Origin of the sequence: Pseudomonas sp. PICF141 (genome assembly GCF_002286815.1) — a bacterium.
GTDB lineage: Bacteria > Pseudomonadota > Gammaproteobacteria > Pseudomonadales > Pseudomonadaceae > Aquipseudomonas.
In genome coordinates, this window is record NZ_MUNM01000083.1 from 73,787 (window position 1) to 91,266 (window position 17,480).

Below are 17,480 nucleotides of genomic sequence, written 5' to 3' on the forward strand. Positions count from 1 at the left end.
CCTGATCAACAGTCGGTCAGACGCAGGAAAATCGCCGCCAGCTGCTCGATACCGGCCTGATCTTCAGCGGTAAAACGTGCGAGTTTCGGGCTGTCGAGGTCCAGCACGCCGATCAGTCGACCGTCCTTGACCAACGGCACCACCAGCTCACTGTTCGAGGCACTGTCGCACGCGATGTGCCCGGGAAACGCGTGTACATCTTCGACTCGTTGCGTCTGCAAAGTGGCCGCCGCCGCCCCGCACACACCGCGACCGAATGGAATTCGTACACAGGCGATCTGCCCCTGAAACGGGCCAAGCACCAGTTCTTCGTTGCGATTAAGGTAGAAACCGGCCCAGTTCAGGTCATCGAACTGGTTGAACAGAAACGCCGAAAATTGTGCGGCGTTGGCGATAAAATCACGCTCGTCTGCCAGCAGTGATTCCAGCTGCGCCCACAGCATGCCGTAGCCCTCCAGGCCCTGGCCACTCTTTTGTAAATCGATCATGCCTTGTGCTCCAACAGCTTCAGCCCAACCCAATAACGGGCAAATTGATACGCGCAACGTCCGTTGCGATTGCCCCGTCCAGTGGCCCAGCGCACGGCGAGGATGTCCAGTTCTTCATCACGCTGCCACTCAAGCCCGGCCTTGCCGGCCAATTGGCCGATCCAGTGTTCGACGACGTTGAGGAAATGCTCCTGGGTAAACGGATAGAACGACAGCCACAGGCCAAAACGGTCCGACAGCGCGATCTTGTCTTCCACCGCCTCACTGGGATGGAGTTCGCCATCGACCCTTTTCCAGTTTTCGTTATCGCTTTCCTTTTCCGGCACCAGATGGCGACGGTTGGAGGTGGCGTACAGCAGAACGTTGTCTGGTGCCTGTTCGAGCGAACCATCGAGCACACTCTTGAGCACGCGGTAATCGCCCTCGCCCGACTCGAACGACAGGTCATCGCAGAACAGCACAAAGCGCTGAGGCAACTTGGCGATCTGCTCGACCACGCGCGGCAAGTCCGCCAGGTGATCGCGTTCGATCTCGATCAGTCGCAAGCCACTTTTGGCGTGTTCCGACAGCAAGGCACGCACCAGCGACGATTTACCGGTACCACGCGAGCCCCAGAGCAAAGCATGGTTGGCCGGCATGCCATCGAGGAACTGTCGGGTGTTGCGGCCCAGTTGCTCCACTTGCCGGTCAACGCCGATCAAGTCGGACAAACGCGTATCCAGGCTGACTTGCAGCGGCAACAGAAAACCGCAGCGCCCTTCGCGCTGCCAGCGCGCGGCCAGGCAATGCGTCCAGTCGATGGCTTGCCGAGGCGCTGGAAGCAGGGGCTCGATGCGGGCCAAAACGGCATCGGCGCGTTCAAGAAAAGCATTCAATCGGGAATCCACGTCTTCTCCTCGGGCACGTTCAAGGTAATGATGGCAATACAGCGACGAAACACAGCGTCGACACCCCTACAAGTGTTTTGCCAGAACATCGGTATCCATTGATGATCGACTATGCTTGAGCAGCGAAGGGAAACGGAAGTGGTTCAACATCCCATGGATATCAAGTTCAGCCACCGGCTGTCATACAAACAAGCCAGGCTTACGGTGCTGGCTGGATTCATTCTGGGCACGCTGCTCAGCCTGGTGCAAATAGGCATCGATTATGCCAGCGAAGATGCCTCCATCAACCGCGAAATACTGTCGTTGCTGGAAATCAGTCATAACCCCGCCTCTCGTATCGCCTACAACATCGATGCCGAACTTGCTCAGGAACTGGCCCTGGGTCTGTTGCGCTCCCCGGCAATCATCGGCGCGCAATTGACCGACAACAACAATACCGTGCTGGCCAGCGTCAAACGTCCGGGCCTGGAAAACAGTGACCGGATGATCAGCGACTTCCTGTTCGGTGCCAACCGGCAGTTCGCAGACCGCCTTTACCTCGACCACTTGCCCGACGAATCCCTCGGGACCTTGCAACTGGAAGTCGATACCTACACCTTTGGCAGTCGTTTCCTGCGCCGGGCCGAAGTGACCCTGCTCAACGGCTTCGCGCGCAGCCTGATTCTCACGGGCATCCTGCTGGCGCTGTTTTATGTGATGCTGACCAAACCGCTGGTGCGGGTTATCCGCGAGCTCAGTGGCCGTGATCCACGCAGCGCGGAACCGACGTTGCTGGAGTGTCCGACGGGGCATGAAAACGATGAAATCGGGGTCTTGGTCAAGGTCGCCAATCAGCAGTTTGAAAACATCGCCACCGAAATCCAGCAACGGCGCAACGCCGAAAACCGCCTGACCGACTACCTGTCGCAACTGGAAAACATCGTCTCGGCCCGCACCGCAGAACTCAAGGCAATCAACACCCGCCTCAGCCAATCGAACGAGGAACTGGAGGTTGCCCGCAGCACGGCCCTGGACATGGCCGAAGCGCGTTCGGTGTTCCTGGCCAACATGAGTCATGAAATCCGTACGCCCCTCAACGGTCTGCTGGGGATGATCGCGCTCTCGCTGGACGGCCCGCTCAATGCCGAGCAGCAGCAACAGCTGTCCATCGCCCATGACTCGGGCAAAGTGCTGGTGGAACTGCTCAACGATATTCTCGACCTGTCGAAATTTGATGCTGGCCAGCTCGAACTCGAACACATTCCCTTCGACCTTGGTTCGCTCATCGAAGACACCGCCAACCTGCTGTCCCAGAACGCCGCGCCCAGTGTCGAGCTGGCCTGCCTGATTGATCCGCAATTTCCTGCGTTGGTGCTCGGTGATCCGACCCGGGTCCGGCAGATCGTCAGCAACCTGTTATCCAACGCTCTCAAATTCACCCGTTTCGGCCGGGTCGATGTGCGTCTTTCAACGTTCGAAGACGGTGTGCGAATCGAAGTCTGCGACACTGGCATCGGCATCGCCCAGGATGCACAAGTGAAAATATTCCAGCCGTTTACCCAGGCTGGTGCTGGCATTACCCGGCAATTCGGCGGCACCGGGTTGGGCCTGGCGCTGACTTATAGCCTCTGCGAAGCCATGCAAGGGCGCCTGACGATCAGTTCGGAAGCGGGTTTCGGCAGCCAGTTCTGTGCCGACCTGCCCCTGCCCTGCCATACCCGGGCCATTTCCCCGGCCGCACTGCAGGGCAACATCGTTGCAATCACCGCCGCCAGCAGCGGTCTGGCGGAATTACTGAACAGTCTGCTGCCCAGTTGGGGGCTCGACTACCAGCAACGTTCCATTGATGACCGGTTGATCGGGCTGAAGCCGGATGTGCTGATCACCGACTGCCCCGAATGCCTGTTCGGTCTGCGCCCGACTTTCACCGCGCCGATTCTGCTGGTGACCGCCTACGGCAGTTTCCTGCCCAGCGACCAGGTCAACGCCCTCGCGCCCTTGCAGCAACAGGCGCGGCCTCTGGCGCGTAATGCGCTTTACCAGACATTGCGGCGGATCTTGCAGCCGGAACTCACCACCATTAACGGGGCACGGATCGAAGCCATCTCACCCCAGCGACGCGGACGCATCCTGCTGGTGGAAGACAACCCGGTCAATCAACTGGTGGCCAAGGGCATGCTCGGAAAACTCGGTTGCGAGGTGAGCGTCGCGGCCCACGGCGGCGAAGCGCTGGATCAGCTTGAGCAGAGCGAATTCGATCTGGTGCTGATGGACTGCAACATGCCGGTGATGGATGGCTATGAAGCCAGTCGGCAGATTCGTCGCAGCGGGCGCTGGCCGCAGCTGCCCATCGTCGCCCTGACCGCCAACGCCATGTCCGAAGAACGCGAACGCTGCCGTGCGGCGGGCATGAGTGACTACCTGGCCAAACCTTTTCGCAGGGAAGAACTGGCTGCCTTGCTCGACTTGTGGATACCCACTACGACAGCGCTTTGATTTGCCCCAACAGGTGATCGAGGCCATCGCGCAGATCGTTCAGGCGATCCAGGTCGACACCGCTATCGCACAACAGCCGGGCCTTGAGCGGCCCGACCTGATCACGCAAAGCCTGACCGGCGGAGGACAGGCTCAAGTGCACCTCTCGCTCATCGCGCGCCGAACGCCGACGCTGCACCAGTTGCAGTTGCTCAAGGCGCTTGAGCAATGGCGTCAAGGTGCCGGAATCCAGCGCCAGGCGCTCACCCAGGGCCTTGACCGTCGGTTGCTCCGGCGCCACCTCCTGCCATTCCCACAGCACCAGCATCGCCAGGTATTGCGGGTAAGTCAGTCCCAACTGATCGAGCATCGGCTTGTAGGCGCGGATCACCGCGCGAGAAGCGGCGTACAGTTTGAAGCAGAGCTGGCTGTCGAGCTTCAACGAATCGACTGACAACGTGTTCATTTGAGCAGGGCTTCGATCTCGCGGCTCAGATCCTGCGGCTTGGTCGCCGGAGCAAAACGCTTGACCAACTTGCCATCCTTGCCGATCAGGAACTTGGTGAAGTTCCACTTGATGCCCTGGGATCCCAGCACGCCCGGTGCGCGTTTTTTCAGCTGAACGAACAATGGATGGGCGCCGGCACCATTGACTTCAATCTTCTTGAACAGCGGGAAGCTCACCCCGTAGTTCAACTCGCAGAACTCGGAAATCGCCCCCTCGTTACCCGGCTCCTGCTTGCCGAACTGATTGCAGGGAAAACCGAGCACCACCAGGCCTTGATCCTTGTAGGTCTGCCACAACTCTTCAAGACCTTTGTACTGCGGGGTGAACCCGCATTTACTGGCGGTGTTGACCACCAGCACCGCTTTGCCGGCGAAATCGGCCAGGGTCTTTTGCTCGCCCTTGATGGTGGTGCAAGGGATGCTCAACAGGTTGTCGCTCATGGCACGAACTCCGAGTGGAAGAACAAAGACCAAACATAGCGAGCAATTGAATTGTGTGCAATTTAAAATATTGAACGCCGTCATCTGTAGGAGCGAAGCTTGCTCGCGAAGGCGACGGGCCAGTCAGCATCAATGTTGAATGCCAAGACACCTTCGCGAGCAAGCTTCGCTCCTACGGGCTCGCCTTACTCGCGGGGAACCAGGTCCAGGCACACCGAGTTGATGCAGTAACGCAGGCCAGTGGGTGGCGGACCGTCCGGGAACACATGCCCAAGGTGCGCGTCGCATTTGGCGCAGACCACTTCAGTGCGAATCATGCCATGGCTGACATCGCGGATCTCGACCATCGCGCTGTCGCCGATCGGCGCGTAGAAGCTCGGCCAGCCGCAACCGGAATCGAATTTGGTCTTGGAGTCGAACAGCGGTGCGTTGCAGCAGATGCACTGGTAGACACCGTCGGTTTTGGTGCCGTTGTATTTGCCGGAGAATGGCCGTTCGGTGCCCTTGAGGCGGCAAACGTTGTACTGCTCCGGATCGAGCATTTCACGCCATTCTTCCAGGGTTTTTTCCAACTTTTCCATGATCACACCTCAGCAACTGAAAAAGCCCGATCTGTACCTTTTCCACGGATCGGGCGGCACGTATGATTGCGCCTCGTCAAACGCCAGTCTGGCAGCCAGACCACGTGCATTCAAACGGATTATGAATGCCGCCACTCAAGGCGTCAGGCCTGTGTGAATACGCAGGATTCCCAGTACGGTCGTTCATACGCCGCCTGGATCGTTCATTTTCGGGAACACATCGCCATGCAGGTCAGCAAATCGAACAAGCTCGCCAACGTCTGCTACGACATTCGCGGCCCAGTGCTCAAGCACGCCAAACGCCTGGAAGAGGAAGGCCATCGCATCCTCAAGCTGAACATCGGCAACCCGGCGCCCTTTGGTTTCGAAGCGCCGGATGAAATCCTTCAGGACGTGATCCGCAACCTGCCGACCGCCCAGGGCTACAGCGACTCCAAGGGCCTGTTCAGCGCCCGCAAGGCCGTGATGCAGTACTACCAGCAAAAACAGGTGGAAGGCGTCGGTATCGAAGACATCTACCTGGGCAACGGCGTTTCCGAGCTGATCGTGATGTCGATGCAGGCCTTGCTCAATAACGGCGACGAAGTGCTGGTGCCGGCTCCCGACTACCCGCTGTGGACCGCCGCAGTCAGCCTGTCGGGCGGTAACCCGGTGCATTATCTGTGCGACGAGCAGGCCAACTGGTGGCCAGATCTGGCCGACATCAAGGCCAAGATCACCCCAAACACCAAGGCGCTGGTGATCATCAACCCGAATAACCCGACCGGTGCGGTGTACTCGAAGGAAGTGCTGCTGGGCATGCTGGAGCTGGCCCGTCAGCACAATCTGGTGGTGTTCTCCGATGAGATCTACGACAAGATCCTTTACGACGACGCCGTGCACATCTGCACCGCCTCTCTGGCGCCGGACTTGTTGTGCCTGACCTTCAACGGTCTGTCCAAGTCCTATCGCGTGGCCGGTTTCCGTTCCGGCTGGATCGCCATTTCCGGCCCGAAACACCACGCCCAGAGCTACATCGAAGGCATCGACATGCTGGCCAACATGCGTCTGTGTGCCAACGTGCCGAGCCAGCACGCCATCCAGACCGCACTGGGCGGCTATCAAAGCATCAACGATCTGGTGCTGCCACAAGGGCGTTTGCTGGAACAGCGCAATCGTACCTGGGAACTGCTGAATGACATTCCGGGCGTAAGCTGTGTCAAGCCGATGGGCGCGCTGTATGCATTCCCGCGGATCGACCCGAAAGTCTGTCCGATCCACAACGACGAGAAATTCGTGCTCGACCTGCTACTTTCCGAAAAGCTGCTGGTGGTACAAGGCACGGCCTTCAACTGGCCATGGCCGGATCATTTCCGTGTGGTCACCTTGCCACGACTCGACGACCTGGATCAGGCGATCGGCCGGATCGGCAACTTCCTCAAATCCTATCGCCAGTAAGTGGCCAGTCACCGTGCGACGCCAATTAACGTCGCACGGTGATTAATTCAGCAACATATCTTTGCATCCTGCCCTGCATCGTCGTTTCAAGCGCTGACGGACGACACGTTTCATGCCCGCGCCTAACAACGGCGGGGCCCTGCGACGCTAATTGGCTGACAACCGTTTCCCATGTCGACGTCGGAAATACCCTTCAAGCAGCTAGACTGTTGCTGTAGGACACAGTTTGAAATAGTCACTTGGTTGAATAGCCCGGTGCAGCACCTTATATACCCCGCATCACGCTACATATTTAGCACGAGGAGATTTCTACAACCATGATGCGCATTTTGCTGTTTTTGGCCACTAACCTGGCGGTCGTGCTGATTGCCAGCATCACCCTGAGCCTTTTCGGCTTCAACGGGTTCATGGCGGCCAATGGGGTTGATCTGAACCTCAATCAGCTGCTGATTTTCTGTGCGGTCTTTGGTTTCGCCGGTTCCCTGTTCTCGCTGTTCATCTCCAAGTGGATGGCGAAAATGAGCACCAGCACCCAGATCATCAGCCAGCCGCGCACCCGGCACGAGCAATGGCTGCTGCAAACCGTCGAGCAATTGTCCCGCGAAGCCGGGATCAAGATGCCCGAGGTCGGGATTTTCCCGGCTTATGAAGCCAACGCCTTCGCCACCGGCTGGAACAAGAACGATGCACTGGTCGCGGTCAGCCAGGGCTTGCTCGAACGTTTCTCGCCGGATGAAGTGAAAGCCGTTCTGGCCCACGAAATCGGCCACGTGGCCAATGGCGACATGGTCACCCTGGCGTTGATCCAGGGCGTGGTGAACACCTTCGTGATGTTCTTCGCCCGGATCATCGGTAACTTTGTCGACAAGGTGATCTTCAAGAACGAAGAAGGCCAAGGTATCGCCTACTACGTAGCGACCATCTTCGCTGAACTGGTTCTGGGCATCCTGGCCAGCGCCATCGTCATGTGGTTCTCGCGTAAACGTGAATTCCGGGCTGATGATGCCGGTGCACGCCTGGCGGGTACCAGTGCAATGATTGGTGCCTTGCAGCGTCTGCGTGCAGAACAAGGGCTGCCGGTGCACATGCCGGACACCCTGACTGCCTTTGGCATCAACGGTGGCCTCAAACAAGGGTTCGCCCGTATGTTCATGAGCCACCCGCCGCTGGAAGAGCGTATCGACGCATTGCGTCGTCGGGGCTGACAGGCTCAGCACCAAAAGAAAAGGCCCGCAGTGAATGCGGGCCTTTTTTTGTCTTCTGGTTGGTGTGGAGTTCATCAGGGCCTCATCGCGGGCAAGCCTCGCTCCTACAGATCTTGTGTCGTTCACATAATCGGCGAATAACACAAAGCCTGTAGGAGCAAGCTTGCCCGCGAAGGGGCCGGTACAACCGCCACATACCTATCGGCTGGCAACCCGATAGACTCGCTCCTCCAGCCGCGTGACGCCTGCCTCGAGAAACTTCCAGCTCTCACCCAGGACATCCTGGTCTTCCAGAATCTTCAGCGCCCACACATCGCCGAACAACCGCTGCACTTCATCATCCAGCACGGCAAACGGCGGCCCGTCCATCTGCGCCTGGTCGTAATCCAGGGTAATCAACAGCCCCAGAGAATCCTTCGGCAGAATCCGGATCAGATGAGCCGCGTACCGCTCACGCATCGCTGGCGGCAGTGCAATCAATGCCGCGCGGTCGTACAAACCACTGCAGTCGGCCACATCGCCTGCCGTCAACTCGAAGAAATCGCCACACCACAATTCGATTGAACCGGCACGGTAGACCTTGAAGGGCCCCTGCTCACTGACGTCCGGATCAAATTGATGTTCAGCGAAGAAGTCCTCCACGGCTTTTTCCGACAGCTCAATCCCCAAGACCTCATGACCTTGGTGCGCCAGCCACAACAGATCCAGACTTTTCCCACACAGCGGCACCAGCACACGAGCGCCCTCTTCCAGGCCCAACGCTGGCCAGAACCGTTGCAGATGAGGATTCACTTCCGGCAGATGAAAGCCGATCTGATTCGACGCCCATCGTTTGTGCCAAAACTCCGGCTGCATAATTAACCCCGAAAAATTCGATCAAAAGACCCTAAAACTTATATTAGATTTAGATCAATGATCTGACTGAAGATGGTGACATCTTACTCTCAGGAGCTCATTCATGTTCCCCAGCCTGTATATCTCTCATGGCTCCCCGATGCTAGCCCTGGAACCGGGTGCCAGCGGGTCGGCCCTCGCGCGCCTGGCCGCCGAATTGCCGAAACCTGAAGCCATTGTGATCGTTTCCGCGCACTGGGAAAGCAGCGAACTGTTGGTGAGCGGCAACCCCCGGCCTGAAACCTGGCATGATTTCGGTGGCTTTCCTCAAGCCTTGTTTGCAGTGCAATACCCGGCCCCTGGCAATCCGCAACTGGCGGCGGAGGTGGTCGAGCTGCTGAAGGCCGATGGCCTGCCGGCGCGCATCGACACCCAGCGACCGTTCGACCATGGCGTTTGGGTACCCTTGTCGTTGATGTATCCGCAGGCTGATATTCCGGTGGTGCAGGTTTCGCTCCCCACCCGTGGCGGCCCGGCCCTGCAAACCCGCGTCGGCCATGCCTTGGCCAGCCTGCGCGAGCATGGCGTGCTGTTGATCGGCTCCGGCAGCATCACCCACAATCTGCGCGAACTGGACTGGCACGCCGGCCCGGAAAGCGTCGAACCCTGGGCCAAGGCATTTCGCGACTGGATGATCGAGAAACTCGAAACGAACGACGAAGCCGCATTGCACGACTATCGTCAGCAAGCGCCGAATGCTGTGCGCAACCATCCGAGCGATGAACATCTGCTGCCGCTGTACTTCGCCCGTGCGGCCGGGGGTAAGTTCAGCGTTACGCACCAGGGTTTCACCATGGGGGCATTAGGGATGGACATTTATCGCTTTGGCTGACACTTGATCGTTCCCACGCTCTGCGTGGGAACGATCAGGCAAAAAAAATCCCCGAACCAGTCGGGGATTTTTTATGGGCGATCAATCAGCTCGAGAGCGGATCAATCTTCGCGGTAGCGACGCAGCTTCAACTGCTTACCGGCAACGCGAGTGTCTTTCAGCTTGGTCAGGAGTTTCTCCAGACCATCTTCCGGCAGCTCGACGAGGCTGAAGCTGTCACGCACCTGGATGCGACCGATGGCTTCACGGGCCAGGCCACCTTCATTCAGGATGGCGCCCAGCAGGTTCTTGGCAGCGATACCATCACGCGCACCCAGCGCGGTACGGCAACGAGCACGACCTTCGGCCAATGGAACCGGAGCGCGACGCTCGCGATCACCACGGTCCGGACGATCACCGGAACGCTCTGGACGATCGCCACGCGGTGCGTTGTTCGGCACCAGCGGACGCTCTTTCTCGATGGCGGCCAGGGTCAGCGCCTGAGCATTGGTTGCCTTGCGCAGCAGAGCAGCGGCCAGTGCACGCGGGGTGCAACCGATGTCGGCGGTCAGGCGATCCAGCAGATCACCGTGAGTCGATTCGGCATCAGCGACCAGCGGCGACAGGCTGTTGGTCAGTTTCTTGATGCGGGCATCGAGAACGGCCTGGGCGTCCGGCAGACGAACTTCGGCAACCTTCTGACCGGTTACACGCTCGATCACTTGCAGCATGCGGCGCTCACGAGGAGTCACCAGCAGCAGTGCACGACCTTCGCGACCGGCACGGCCGGTACGGCCGATACGGTGAACGTAGGACTCAGGATCGTACGGCATATCAACGTTGAACACGTGAGTGATGCGCGGAACGTCCAGACCACGAGCGGCAACGTCGGTTGCCACAACGATGTCCAGACGGCCATCCTTGAGGGATTCGATCACGCGCTCACGCTGGTTCTGAGCAATGTCACCGTTCAGCGCAGCGGCTTTGTAGCCTTTGGCTTCCAGGGCACTGGCCAGGTCCAGGGTCGCTTGCTTGGTGCGCACGAACATGATCAGGGCGTCGAAATCTTCCACTTCCAGCAGGCTCAATACAGCCGAGGTCTTCTGGTCAGCGTGAACCAACAGGTGAGCCTGTTCGATCGCGGTAACGGTCTGAGTCTTGGTCTGGATCTTCACGTGTTGCGGATCGCGCAGATGGCGTTCGGCAATGGCACGGATCGACTGCGGCAGGGTGGCCGAGAACAATACGGTCTGACGGGTGGCTGGCAGGGCCTTGAAGATAACTTCGAGGTCGTCCATGAAACCCAGTTTGAGCATTTCATCGGCTTCGTCGAGAACCAGGTGGTTCACGGTTGCCAGAACTTTTTCGTCACGACGCAGGTGGTCGCACAGACGGCCCGGTGTGGCGACAACGATCTGCGCGCCATTACGGATTGCTTTCAGTTGTGGGCCCATAGGCGCGCCGCCGTAAACGGCCACAACGGTAACGCCCGGCATTTGCTTGGCGTAGGTTTCGAAAGCGGTTGCTACTTGCAGCGCCAACTCACGGGTTGGCGCCAGGATCAGGGCTTGCGGCTCGCGCTTAGCAGGATCGATGCGGTGCAGGATCGGCAGGGCGAACGCGGCGGTTTTACCCGTACCGGTTTGCGCCTGACCAATCATGTCGTGACCGGCCATGATGATCGGGATCGATTGCTGCTGAATAGCCGAAGGTTCTTCGTAGCCGGTCGCAATGACTGCTGCAAGAATATTCGGATTAAGATTAAAAGCGGCGAAGCCGCCGGTTTCCTGGGTCATGGGTCTGCCTCTAAGTGCATCCGCAAAGACCCATGCTCCAAAGCTGCGCATGCCGTGTAAGACTCAAGAGTCGCCCTGGCTGCTTTGTCGGCGGGGATTTGCGAAAACGAATGAATGAAAAAGATTCGTCAAGGAAGAGTCCGCTGTGCGGACGTGCAGCCGAAGCTGGCTTCGGGGAATTGCGCTACCTAAACGCGGCCCGGTTAAAGGCCGGCGCGCACTATACCGGAATTCGCCCGAAAAGGGAGCTTTTTTTATCGGAAAAAACCGGCGCATACCGTTGTGTCAGGGGCTTTGCGGATAATGGTGCGACGCTCTATTTTGCAAACGCCCGGCCCTGCTGACGATGGCGCTAAAACGGTTCACTCTAGCGACGCAGACCTTCGGTCTGACACCCCCTTCCCCATCCGAGGAAATGCGCCATGAATCAGCCCAGCCCCAGTCGTGTAACCCGTGAACGACACGGTCATGTCCTGATGATCGGCCTGGATCGGGTGGCCAAACGTAATGCCTTCGACCTTGACCTGCTCAACGAACTCAGCCTGGCCTATGGCGAGTTCGAGGCCGACAGCGAGGCGCGGGTAGCGGTGGTGTTCGGTCATGGCGAGCATTTTACGGCCGGGCTCGATCTGGTCAGCGCCGGCGCGGCCCTGGCCGAAGGCTGGCAGGCGCCACCCGGTGGCTGCGACCCATGGGGCGTGCTCGCAGGCCCCCGGGTCAGCAAACCGGTGATTGTCGCGGCGCAAGGCTACTGCCTGACCGTTGGCATCGAACTGATGCTGGCCGCCGACATCAACCTGTGCGCCAGCAATACCCGTTTTGCCCAGAAGGAAGTGCAGCGCGGGATTTTCCCGTTCGGCGGCGCCACTTTGCGCCTGCATCAGGTTGCCGGCTGGGGCAATGCCATGCGCTGGCTGCTCACCGGCGATGAATTCGATGCTCATGACGCCTTGCATCTGGGGTTGGTGCAAGAGGTCATGGCCAGTGAGGATTTGTTACCGCGGGCCATTGAATTGGCCGAGCGGATTGCCCGCCAGGCACCGCTGGGGGTTCAGGCGACGTTGATGTCGGCGCGGCAGGCGCGCTATGAGGGTGAAATGGTGGCAGCTCAGGCCTTGCCGGCACTGGTGAAAAAACTGCTGAACAGCGAGGACGCCAAAGAGGGTGTGCGGTCGATGATCGAAAAGCGGCCGGGGGTCTTCAAAGGCTGCTGACATTCACATCAACCTGTGGCGAGGGGGCTTGCCCCCGTTGGGTTGCGCAGCAACCCCAAAACCATTCAACGGGTGTGTCAGGCACGCCGCGATTGCTGGTTTTACGACAGCTTCGCCGCCGAACGGGGGCAAGCCCCCTCGCCACAATGAATTCATGCGTCCATTCACGTCGCAGGCCGAATCGCCTTGATCAACGACTGCAACGAATACCCCAATCGCGGTGCCAGGCCTTCAGCGCGCGCGATCAGCCCATCCCTGTCCAGTTCCTGATCCAGCTCAGACGGCACGAGCAAAATAACGTTGCCCTCCTTCACCGGCAACTCCCAGTAATGCCGGTGATAGAGGCCGCGCAACAACGCTGCCCCCAACGGCCGACCATCGTCGGTGGCCCACTGGTTGATCACCAGCCAGCCCCCCGGATTCAACCGTTTCTGACAGTTTTCCAGAAACCCCCAGGCCAGATGCCCGACACCCGGCCCGACATCGGTATAGAGGTCGACGAAAATCAGATCCGCCGGTTCAGCCGTTTCGAGCAACTCCAGGGCATCGCCGATGCGGATATACAGTCGCGGATCATCATCCAGCCCGAGGTATTCGATGGCCAGGCGCGGTACATCCGGGCGCAGCTCGATGGCTTCGACGTCTTCCAGCGGCAGGAACTTGAGACAGGCTTGAGTCAGCGTGCCGGCGCCGAGCCCTAGAAACAGCGCGCTTTCCGGCTGTTCGTGACACAGCGCGCCAATCAGCATCGCCCGGGTGTAATCGTACTCGAGCCAGCTCGGATCAGCGGTGAACACACAGCTCTGTTCGATGGCATCACCGAACTCCAGGAAACGGTAATCGGCCACTTCCAGCACGCGAATCACGCCGAACTCATCCTGTACCTCGGCGAGCAGATGCTCGACGCGCTCCTCAGTCATTTCGTCTCCTGATCGTTACCGGCCCCGGCAACGCGATAAATCGCAACATAAAACGGCAAAAGCGCGATTGTCCGCGAAGCGACGGGAACAGGTCACGCACTAATTGCTGATAACATAACCGTCCGAGCGGAAAACACTAGAGACTGCAATGAGCCAACCCTGGAGCCCTGACAGCTGGCGCGCCCTGCCGATCCAGCAACAACCTCAATACCCCGACGCGGCGCATTTGCTGCACGTCGAGCAAACCCTGGCGAGCTATCCACCGCTGGTGTTTGCCGGTGAAGCCCGGGAGTTGCGTCGTCAGTTCGCCGAAGTGACTCAGGGCCGGGCGTTTCTGTTGCAGGGCGGCGACTGCGCCGAAAGCTTCGCCGAATTCTCCGCTGCGAAAATTCGTGACACGTTTAAAGTGCTGCTGCAAATGGCGATCGTCATGACCTTCGCCGCCGGTTGCCCGGTGGTGAAAGTCGGACGCATGGCCGGCCAGTTCGCCAAACCCCGTTCGGCCAACGATGAAACCATCAACGGCGTGACGCTGCCGGCCTACCGTGGCGACATCGTCAACGGCATCGGTTTCGACGAAAAAAGCCGCGTGCCGGATCCGGACCGTCTGCTGCAGTCTTATCACCAGTCCACCGCAACCCTGAACCTGCTGCGTGCCTTTGCCCAGGGCGGCTTTGCCGACCTGCATCAGGTGCACAAATGGAACCTGGATTTCATCGCCAACTCGGCGCTGGCCGAGAAGTACAGCCACCTGGCCGACCGCATCGATGAAACCCTGGCCTTCATGCGCGCCTGCGGCATGGACAGTTCGCCGCAACTGCGCGAAACCAGTTTCTTCACTGCCCATGAAGCGCTGCTACTGAACTACGAAGAAGCCTTCGTGCGTCGCGACAGCCTGACCAACGACTACTACGATTGCTCGGCCCACATGCTGTGGATCGGCGACCGGACCCGTCAACTGGACGGCGCGCATGTCGAATTCCTGCGCGGGGTGCACAACCCGATCGGCGTGAAGGTCGGCCCGAGCATGAACCCCGAAGACCTGATTCGCCTGATCGACGTGCTCAACCCGGACAACGATCCGGGTCGCCTGAACCTGATTGCACGGATGGGCGCGAACAAGGTCGGCGATCACCTGCCGCAGCTGATCCGCGCGGTGCAGCGCGAGGGCAAGCAGGTGCTTTGGAGTTCCGACCCGATGCACGGCAATACCATCAAGGCCAGCAGTGGCTACAAGACTCGTGACTTCGCGCAGATTCTTGGCGAGGTGAAACAGTTCTTCCAGGTTCACGAGGCGGAAGGCAGTTATGCCGGCGGCATCCACATCGAAATGACCGGGCAGAACGTCACCGAATGCATCGGCGGCGCGCGGCCGATTACCGAGGATGGATTGTCGGATCGTTACCACACCCACTGCGACCCACGGATGAATGCCGATCAGTCGCTGGAATTGGCGTTCTTGATTGCTGAAACCCTGAAGCAGGTTCGGCGCTAAATCGCGTCGCCGCCATCGCGGGCAAGCCTCGCTCCAACAGGAATTCACGATCCCTTGCAGGAGCGAGGCTCGCCCGCGAAGGCGTTAGCTCAATCACCCTCAATCTGTGCCAATGCCTCCAGCAGCCTGATCAAGCAAGTCGGATGAATAGTTGCCAAGACGGGAAAACAAGGGAAGGTAGTGCGAACGCACCAACGCATTGACGAATCAATCTGCAGAATGCCCAGGCGCTCGATCAGCCGGTTGAGCTGAACCGCTTTGATCGCCGCTGGCGGCTGGCGCCCGTTGAACCCTTGGGCAGCCAGCGCCAGACGCCGAGCCTGTTTGAGGGAAAAGGACAGCGTGGCGGGCATGAGCATCTCCTTGTCTGCTCGCAACCTGCCTCACCCGAAAGTGGTTTGTGTAGCGATGGCATCATCATTTATGCATCGGATCATCCCAGAACGGTCTTACCGTCTCATGCTCCACATCCGCACGGCTCACGCCGATATCCTTCAGTGCTTCGTCGCTCAAGCCCGCCAACATTTCACGTTCACGGTGAAGTTCGTACCAGCGACTAAACTTGTGCAGCAGATCGGATACCGCGTGGATTGAAAGTTTTTGTTCCGTTACATGCTCGTTGTGACCTTTCATCGTGTAGCCCTCCTTTAGGGATGGCCCAAGTCTCGCGCCAGCGCTAAGATCAATCCAACGAATGTTTCTGATGGCATACATCTCGGAGATTGATGAGTGTCCACCTACCCCAGTATCGACACCGATGTACTGCGCACCTTTGTCGCGATTGCCGATCAGGGCGGTTTTACCCGCGCCGGTGAAATGGTCAACCGCACCCAGTCGGCGGTGAGCATGCAGATGAAACGCCTGGAAGAAGACGTGCTGCAGCGCCAGCTGTTCGAACGCGACGGGCGCCAGGTCAAGCTGACCGCCGAAGGCCAGGTTTTGCTGGGCTATGCGCGGCGCATCCTCAAACTCCACAGCGAAGTCTTCAATACCCTGCGTGAGCCGCACATGGTCGGCACGGTGCGCATCGGCACGCCCGATGATTACGTCATGCGTTTTTTGCCGGGCATCCTGTCGCGCTTCGCGCAGTTCTACCCGCTGATCCAGATCGAAGTTCACTGCGAATCGACCCGGCAACTGTTGCAGCGCCAGGACCTGGACTTGTCCATTGTCACCCGCGAGCCGGGCAACGAGATCGGCCAATTGTTGCGCAAGGAGCGGTTTGTCTGGGCCGAAGCCCAATGCTTCAACGCCCATGAGCAAACACCGTTGCCGCTGGCGATGTTCAACAGTGATTGTTTCTGCCGCCTCTGGGCATGCAATGCCCTGGACGCCATGGGCCGCGACTACCGGATTGCCTACAACAGCTCCAGCCTGTCGGCGTTGATGGCCGTGGTCAGCGCGGGTCTGGCGATCACCGCGCAGCTGGAAAGCCTGATTACACCGGACATGCGTATCCTTGGCGCCAACGAAGACCTGCCGCTGTTGCCGGAAGCCAGCATCATGCTGATCCGCAACCTGAACAACCCTTCGCCGATCACCGAATGCCTGGCCGAGCACATCGTCGAAGGTTTCAAGCTTTAAACGCGAGCATCACCGCGCAAACCACCAGAAAACCACAGAACAGCCCGCGCAGGAGCCGCTCCGGTAAGGCGTGGGCAATTCTCACGCCCCAGCTGATGCTCATCAATCCTCCGACCGCCAATGGCACGCCAATCGCCCAGTCCACCTGATGATGCACCGCATAAGTTGCCAGGGTGACGCCGGTACTTGGCAACGCCAACGCCAGCGCCAACCCCTGGGCAACCACTTGAGTGGTACCGAACAGGCTGGTCAACACCGGTGTTGCCACCACTGCCCCGCCCACTCCAAATAGTCCACCCATTGTGCCGGAAGCCGCGCCGAGCACGCCCAGCCACGGCCAGGAATAACGCATCTGCGTAGAGGCCGGTGCGTTGGTGGTGAACATTCGCATCAGGTTGTAGGCCGACAGCGCGATCAGGAAAGCGACGAAGCCCAAGCGCATGGTCTGCGCATCGATACCCACCGCCCAGATCGAACCGATCCAGGCAAAACAGAACCCCATCAAGGCCAGTGGCAGCGCATGCTGCAATTCGATGCGATTGCGCTGGTGATAGCGCCACAACGCCAGCATCACGTTCGGCACCACCATCACCAGCGCCGTGCCTTGGGCGATCTGCTGATCGAGCCCGAACCACACGCCCAGCAGCGGAATTGCGACCAACCCGCCACCGATGCCGAACAGGCCGCCAAGGGTCCCCAAGGCCGCGCCAAAAACCAGATACAACATGAATTCAATCACGGGGCGTTTTTCCTTTTGTGAGGCTGT

The 17,480-nt window shown here is 59.2% G+C and carries 17 protein-coding genes and 1 pseudogene; 7 read left to right on the forward strand and 11 right to left on the reverse strand.

Annotated features, from left to right (window positions below):
* Positions 1-5: 5 nt before the first annotated feature.
* Positions 6-488, reverse strand: a complete 483-nt coding sequence (locus tag BZL43_RS24570) for a GAF domain-containing protein (protein WP_095634683.1) — start codon at positions 486-488, stop codon at positions 6-8.
* Complete coding sequence (locus tag BZL43_RS24575) at positions 485-1,375, reverse strand: ATP-binding protein (protein WP_095634684.1); 891 nt, start codon at positions 1,373-1,375, stop codon at positions 485-487. The genes BZL43_RS24570 and BZL43_RS24575 overlap by 4 nt, the downstream gene beginning before the upstream one ends.
* Before the next feature lie 153 nt (positions 1,376-1,528).
* Here BZL43_RS24575 and BZL43_RS24580 point away from each other — a divergent pair, with 153 nt between their 5' ends.
* The gene (locus BZL43_RS24580; protein WP_095634685.1) at positions 1,529-3,850 is read left to right on the forward strand and encodes a response regulator; all 2,322 of its coding nucleotides are present in this window, start codon (positions 1,529-1,531) and stop codon (positions 3,848-3,850) included.
* Here the strand turns inward: BZL43_RS24580 and BZL43_RS24585 are convergent.
* From BZL43_RS24585 to msrB, 3 genes are all read right to left on the reverse strand, one after another.
* Positions 3,834-4,295: a MarR family winged helix-turn-helix transcriptional regulator gene (locus tag BZL43_RS24585; protein ID WP_095634686.1), complete on the reverse strand. Its 462-nt coding sequence runs from the start codon at positions 4,293-4,295 to the stop codon at positions 3,834-3,836. The genes BZL43_RS24580 and BZL43_RS24585 overlap by 17 nt on opposite strands.
* Positions 4,292-4,777 carry a glutathione peroxidase gene (locus tag BZL43_RS24590; protein ID WP_008075665.1) on the reverse strand — a complete coding sequence of 162 codons (486 nt, stop codon included), beginning with the start codon at positions 4,775-4,777 and terminating at the stop codon, positions 4,292-4,294. Before BZL43_RS24590 ends, BZL43_RS24585 begins: the two co-directional genes overlap by 4 nt.
* Positions 4,778-4,962: 185 nt before the next feature.
* Positions 4,963-5,358: a peptide-methionine (R)-S-oxide reductase MsrB gene (gene msrB / locus BZL43_RS24595; RefSeq protein ID WP_095634687.1), complete on the reverse strand. Its 396-nt coding sequence runs from the start codon at positions 5,356-5,358 to the stop codon at positions 4,963-4,965.
* 225 nt (positions 5,359-5,583) lie between these two features.
* Between msrB and BZL43_RS24600 the strand changes: the two genes are divergently transcribed.
* On the forward strand, positions 5,584-6,795 hold the full coding sequence (locus tag BZL43_RS24600; RefSeq protein ID WP_038982221.1) for a pyridoxal phosphate-dependent aminotransferase: 1,212 nt from the start codon (positions 5,584-5,586) through the stop codon (positions 6,793-6,795).
* Positions 6,796-7,112: 317 nt separating this feature from the next.
* Entirely contained in the window at positions 7,113-8,000 is an 888-nt protein-coding gene (gene htpX, locus BZL43_RS24605) for a protease HtpX (RefSeq protein ID WP_095634688.1), read from the forward strand.
* Between the two features lie 198 nt (positions 8,001-8,198).
* On the opposite strand, the gene BZL43_RS24610 is transcribed toward htpX, so the two are convergent.
* Positions 8,199-8,855, reverse strand: coding sequence for a thiopurine S-methyltransferase (locus BZL43_RS24610; RefSeq protein WP_095634689.1), 657 nt, complete (start codon positions 8,853-8,855; stop codon positions 8,199-8,201).
* A gap of 103 nt (positions 8,856-8,958) precedes the next feature.
* On the opposite strand from BZL43_RS24610, the gene BZL43_RS24615 reads away from it, so the two are divergent.
* On the forward strand, positions 8,959-9,726 hold the full coding sequence (locus BZL43_RS24615) for a class III extradiol ring-cleavage dioxygenase (RefSeq protein ID WP_095634690.1): 768 nt from the start codon (positions 8,959-8,961) through the stop codon (positions 9,724-9,726).
* A 101-nt stretch (positions 9,727-9,827) separates the two neighbouring features.
* Here the strand turns inward: BZL43_RS24615 and BZL43_RS24620 are convergent, their stop codons facing one another.
* Positions 9,828-11,501: a DEAD/DEAH box helicase gene (locus BZL43_RS24620; RefSeq protein ID WP_007899905.1), complete on the reverse strand. Its 1,674-nt coding sequence runs from the start codon at positions 11,499-11,501 to the stop codon at positions 9,828-9,830.
* Positions 11,502-11,923: 422 nt separating this feature from the next.
* Between BZL43_RS24620 and BZL43_RS24630 the strand changes: the two genes are divergently transcribed.
* Positions 11,924-12,715 (forward strand): crotonase/enoyl-CoA hydratase family protein, encoded by a 792-nt coding sequence (locus BZL43_RS24630; protein ID WP_095634691.1) that lies wholly within the window; start codon positions 11,924-11,926, stop codon positions 12,713-12,715.
* Between the two features lie 164 nt (positions 12,716-12,879).
* Here the strand turns inward: BZL43_RS24630 and BZL43_RS24635 are convergent, their stop codons facing one another.
* Positions 12,880-13,635, reverse strand: a complete 756-nt coding sequence (locus tag BZL43_RS24635; protein ID WP_095634692.1) for a spermidine synthase — start codon at positions 13,633-13,635, stop codon at positions 12,880-12,882.
* 148 nt (positions 13,636-13,783) lie between these two features.
* On the opposite strand from BZL43_RS24635, the gene BZL43_RS24640 reads away from it, so the two are divergent.
* Positions 13,784-15,130 carry a class II 3-deoxy-7-phosphoheptulonate synthase gene (locus BZL43_RS24640; protein ID WP_007899909.1) on the forward strand — a complete coding sequence of 449 codons (1,347 nt, stop codon included), beginning with the start codon at positions 13,784-13,786 and terminating at the stop codon, positions 15,128-15,130.
* Between the two features lie 108 nt (positions 15,131-15,238).
* On the opposite strand, the pseudogene BZL43_RS24645 reads toward BZL43_RS24640, so the two are convergent.
* Both BZL43_RS24645 and BZL43_RS24650 read right to left on the reverse strand, forming a co-directional pair.
* A pseudogene (locus tag BZL43_RS24645) lies at positions 15,239-15,483 on the reverse strand (winged helix-turn-helix domain-containing protein); the annotation flags it as partial.
* 64 nt (positions 15,484-15,547) lie between these two features.
* Entirely contained in the window at positions 15,548-15,763 is a 216-nt protein-coding gene (locus BZL43_RS24650; protein WP_095634693.1) for a DUF1127 domain-containing protein, read from the reverse strand.
* A 96-nt stretch (positions 15,764-15,859) separates the two neighbouring features.
* Here BZL43_RS24650 and BZL43_RS24655 point away from each other — a divergent pair, with 96 nt between their 5' ends.
* Complete coding sequence (locus BZL43_RS24655; protein ID WP_095634694.1) at positions 15,860-16,714, forward strand: LysR substrate-binding domain-containing protein; 855 nt, start codon at positions 15,860-15,862, stop codon at positions 16,712-16,714.
* Here BZL43_RS24655 and BZL43_RS24660 read toward each other — a convergent pair.
* Complete coding sequence (locus tag BZL43_RS24660; RefSeq protein ID WP_095634695.1) at positions 16,704-17,453, reverse strand: sulfite exporter TauE/SafE family protein; 750 nt, start codon at positions 17,451-17,453, stop codon at positions 16,704-16,706. The two genes, BZL43_RS24655 and BZL43_RS24660, sit on opposite strands and share 11 nt — an antisense overlap.
* Between the last annotated feature and the right edge of the window lie 27 nt (positions 17,454-17,480).

Coding starts and splice junctions, on each gene's coding strand:
- BZL43_RS24620 (WP_007899905.1), bottom strand. CDS start 11,501: ATGACCCAGGAAACCGGCGGCTTCGCCGCTTTTAATCTTAATCCGAAT.
- BZL43_RS24635 (WP_095634692.1), bottom strand. CDS start 13,635: ATGACTGAGGAGCGCGTCGAGCATCTGCTCGCCGAGGTACAGGATGAG.
- BZL43_RS24600 (WP_038982221.1), top strand. CDS start 5,584: ATGCAGGTCAGCAAATCGAACAAGCTCGCCAACGTCTGCTACGACATT.
- htpX (WP_095634688.1), top strand. CDS start 7,113: ATGATGCGCATTTTGCTGTTTTTGGCCACTAACCTGGCGGTCGTGCTG.
- BZL43_RS24615 (WP_095634690.1), top strand. CDS start 8,959: ATGTTCCCCAGCCTGTATATCTCTCATGGCTCCCCGATGCTAGCCCTG.
- BZL43_RS24650 (WP_095634693.1), bottom strand. CDS start 15,763: ATGAAAGGTCACAACGAGCATGTAACGGAACAAAAACTTTCAATCCAC.
- BZL43_RS24570 (WP_095634683.1), bottom strand. CDS start 488: ATGATCGATTTACAAAAGAGTGGCCAGGGCCTGGAGGGCTACGGCATG.
- BZL43_RS24580 (WP_095634685.1), top strand. CDS start 1,529: ATGGATATCAAGTTCAGCCACCGGCTGTCATACAAACAAGCCAGGCTT.
- BZL43_RS24590 (WP_008075665.1), bottom strand. CDS start 4,777: ATGAGCGACAACCTGTTGAGCATCCCTTGCACCACCATCAAGGGCGAG.
- BZL43_RS24585 (WP_095634686.1), bottom strand. CDS start 4,295: ATGAACACGTTGTCAGTCGATTCGTTGAAGCTCGACAGCCAGCTCTGC.
- BZL43_RS24610 (WP_095634689.1), bottom strand. CDS start 8,855: ATGCAGCCGGAGTTTTGGCACAAACGATGGGCGTCGAATCAGATCGGC.
- BZL43_RS24630 (WP_095634691.1), top strand. CDS start 11,924: ATGAATCAGCCCAGCCCCAGTCGTGTAACCCGTGAACGACACGGTCAT.
- msrB (WP_095634687.1), bottom strand. CDS start 5,358: ATGGAAAAGTTGGAAAAAACCCTGGAAGAATGGCGTGAAATGCTCGAT.
- BZL43_RS24640 (WP_007899909.1), top strand. CDS start 13,784: ATGAGCCAACCCTGGAGCCCTGACAGCTGGCGCGCCCTGCCGATCCAG.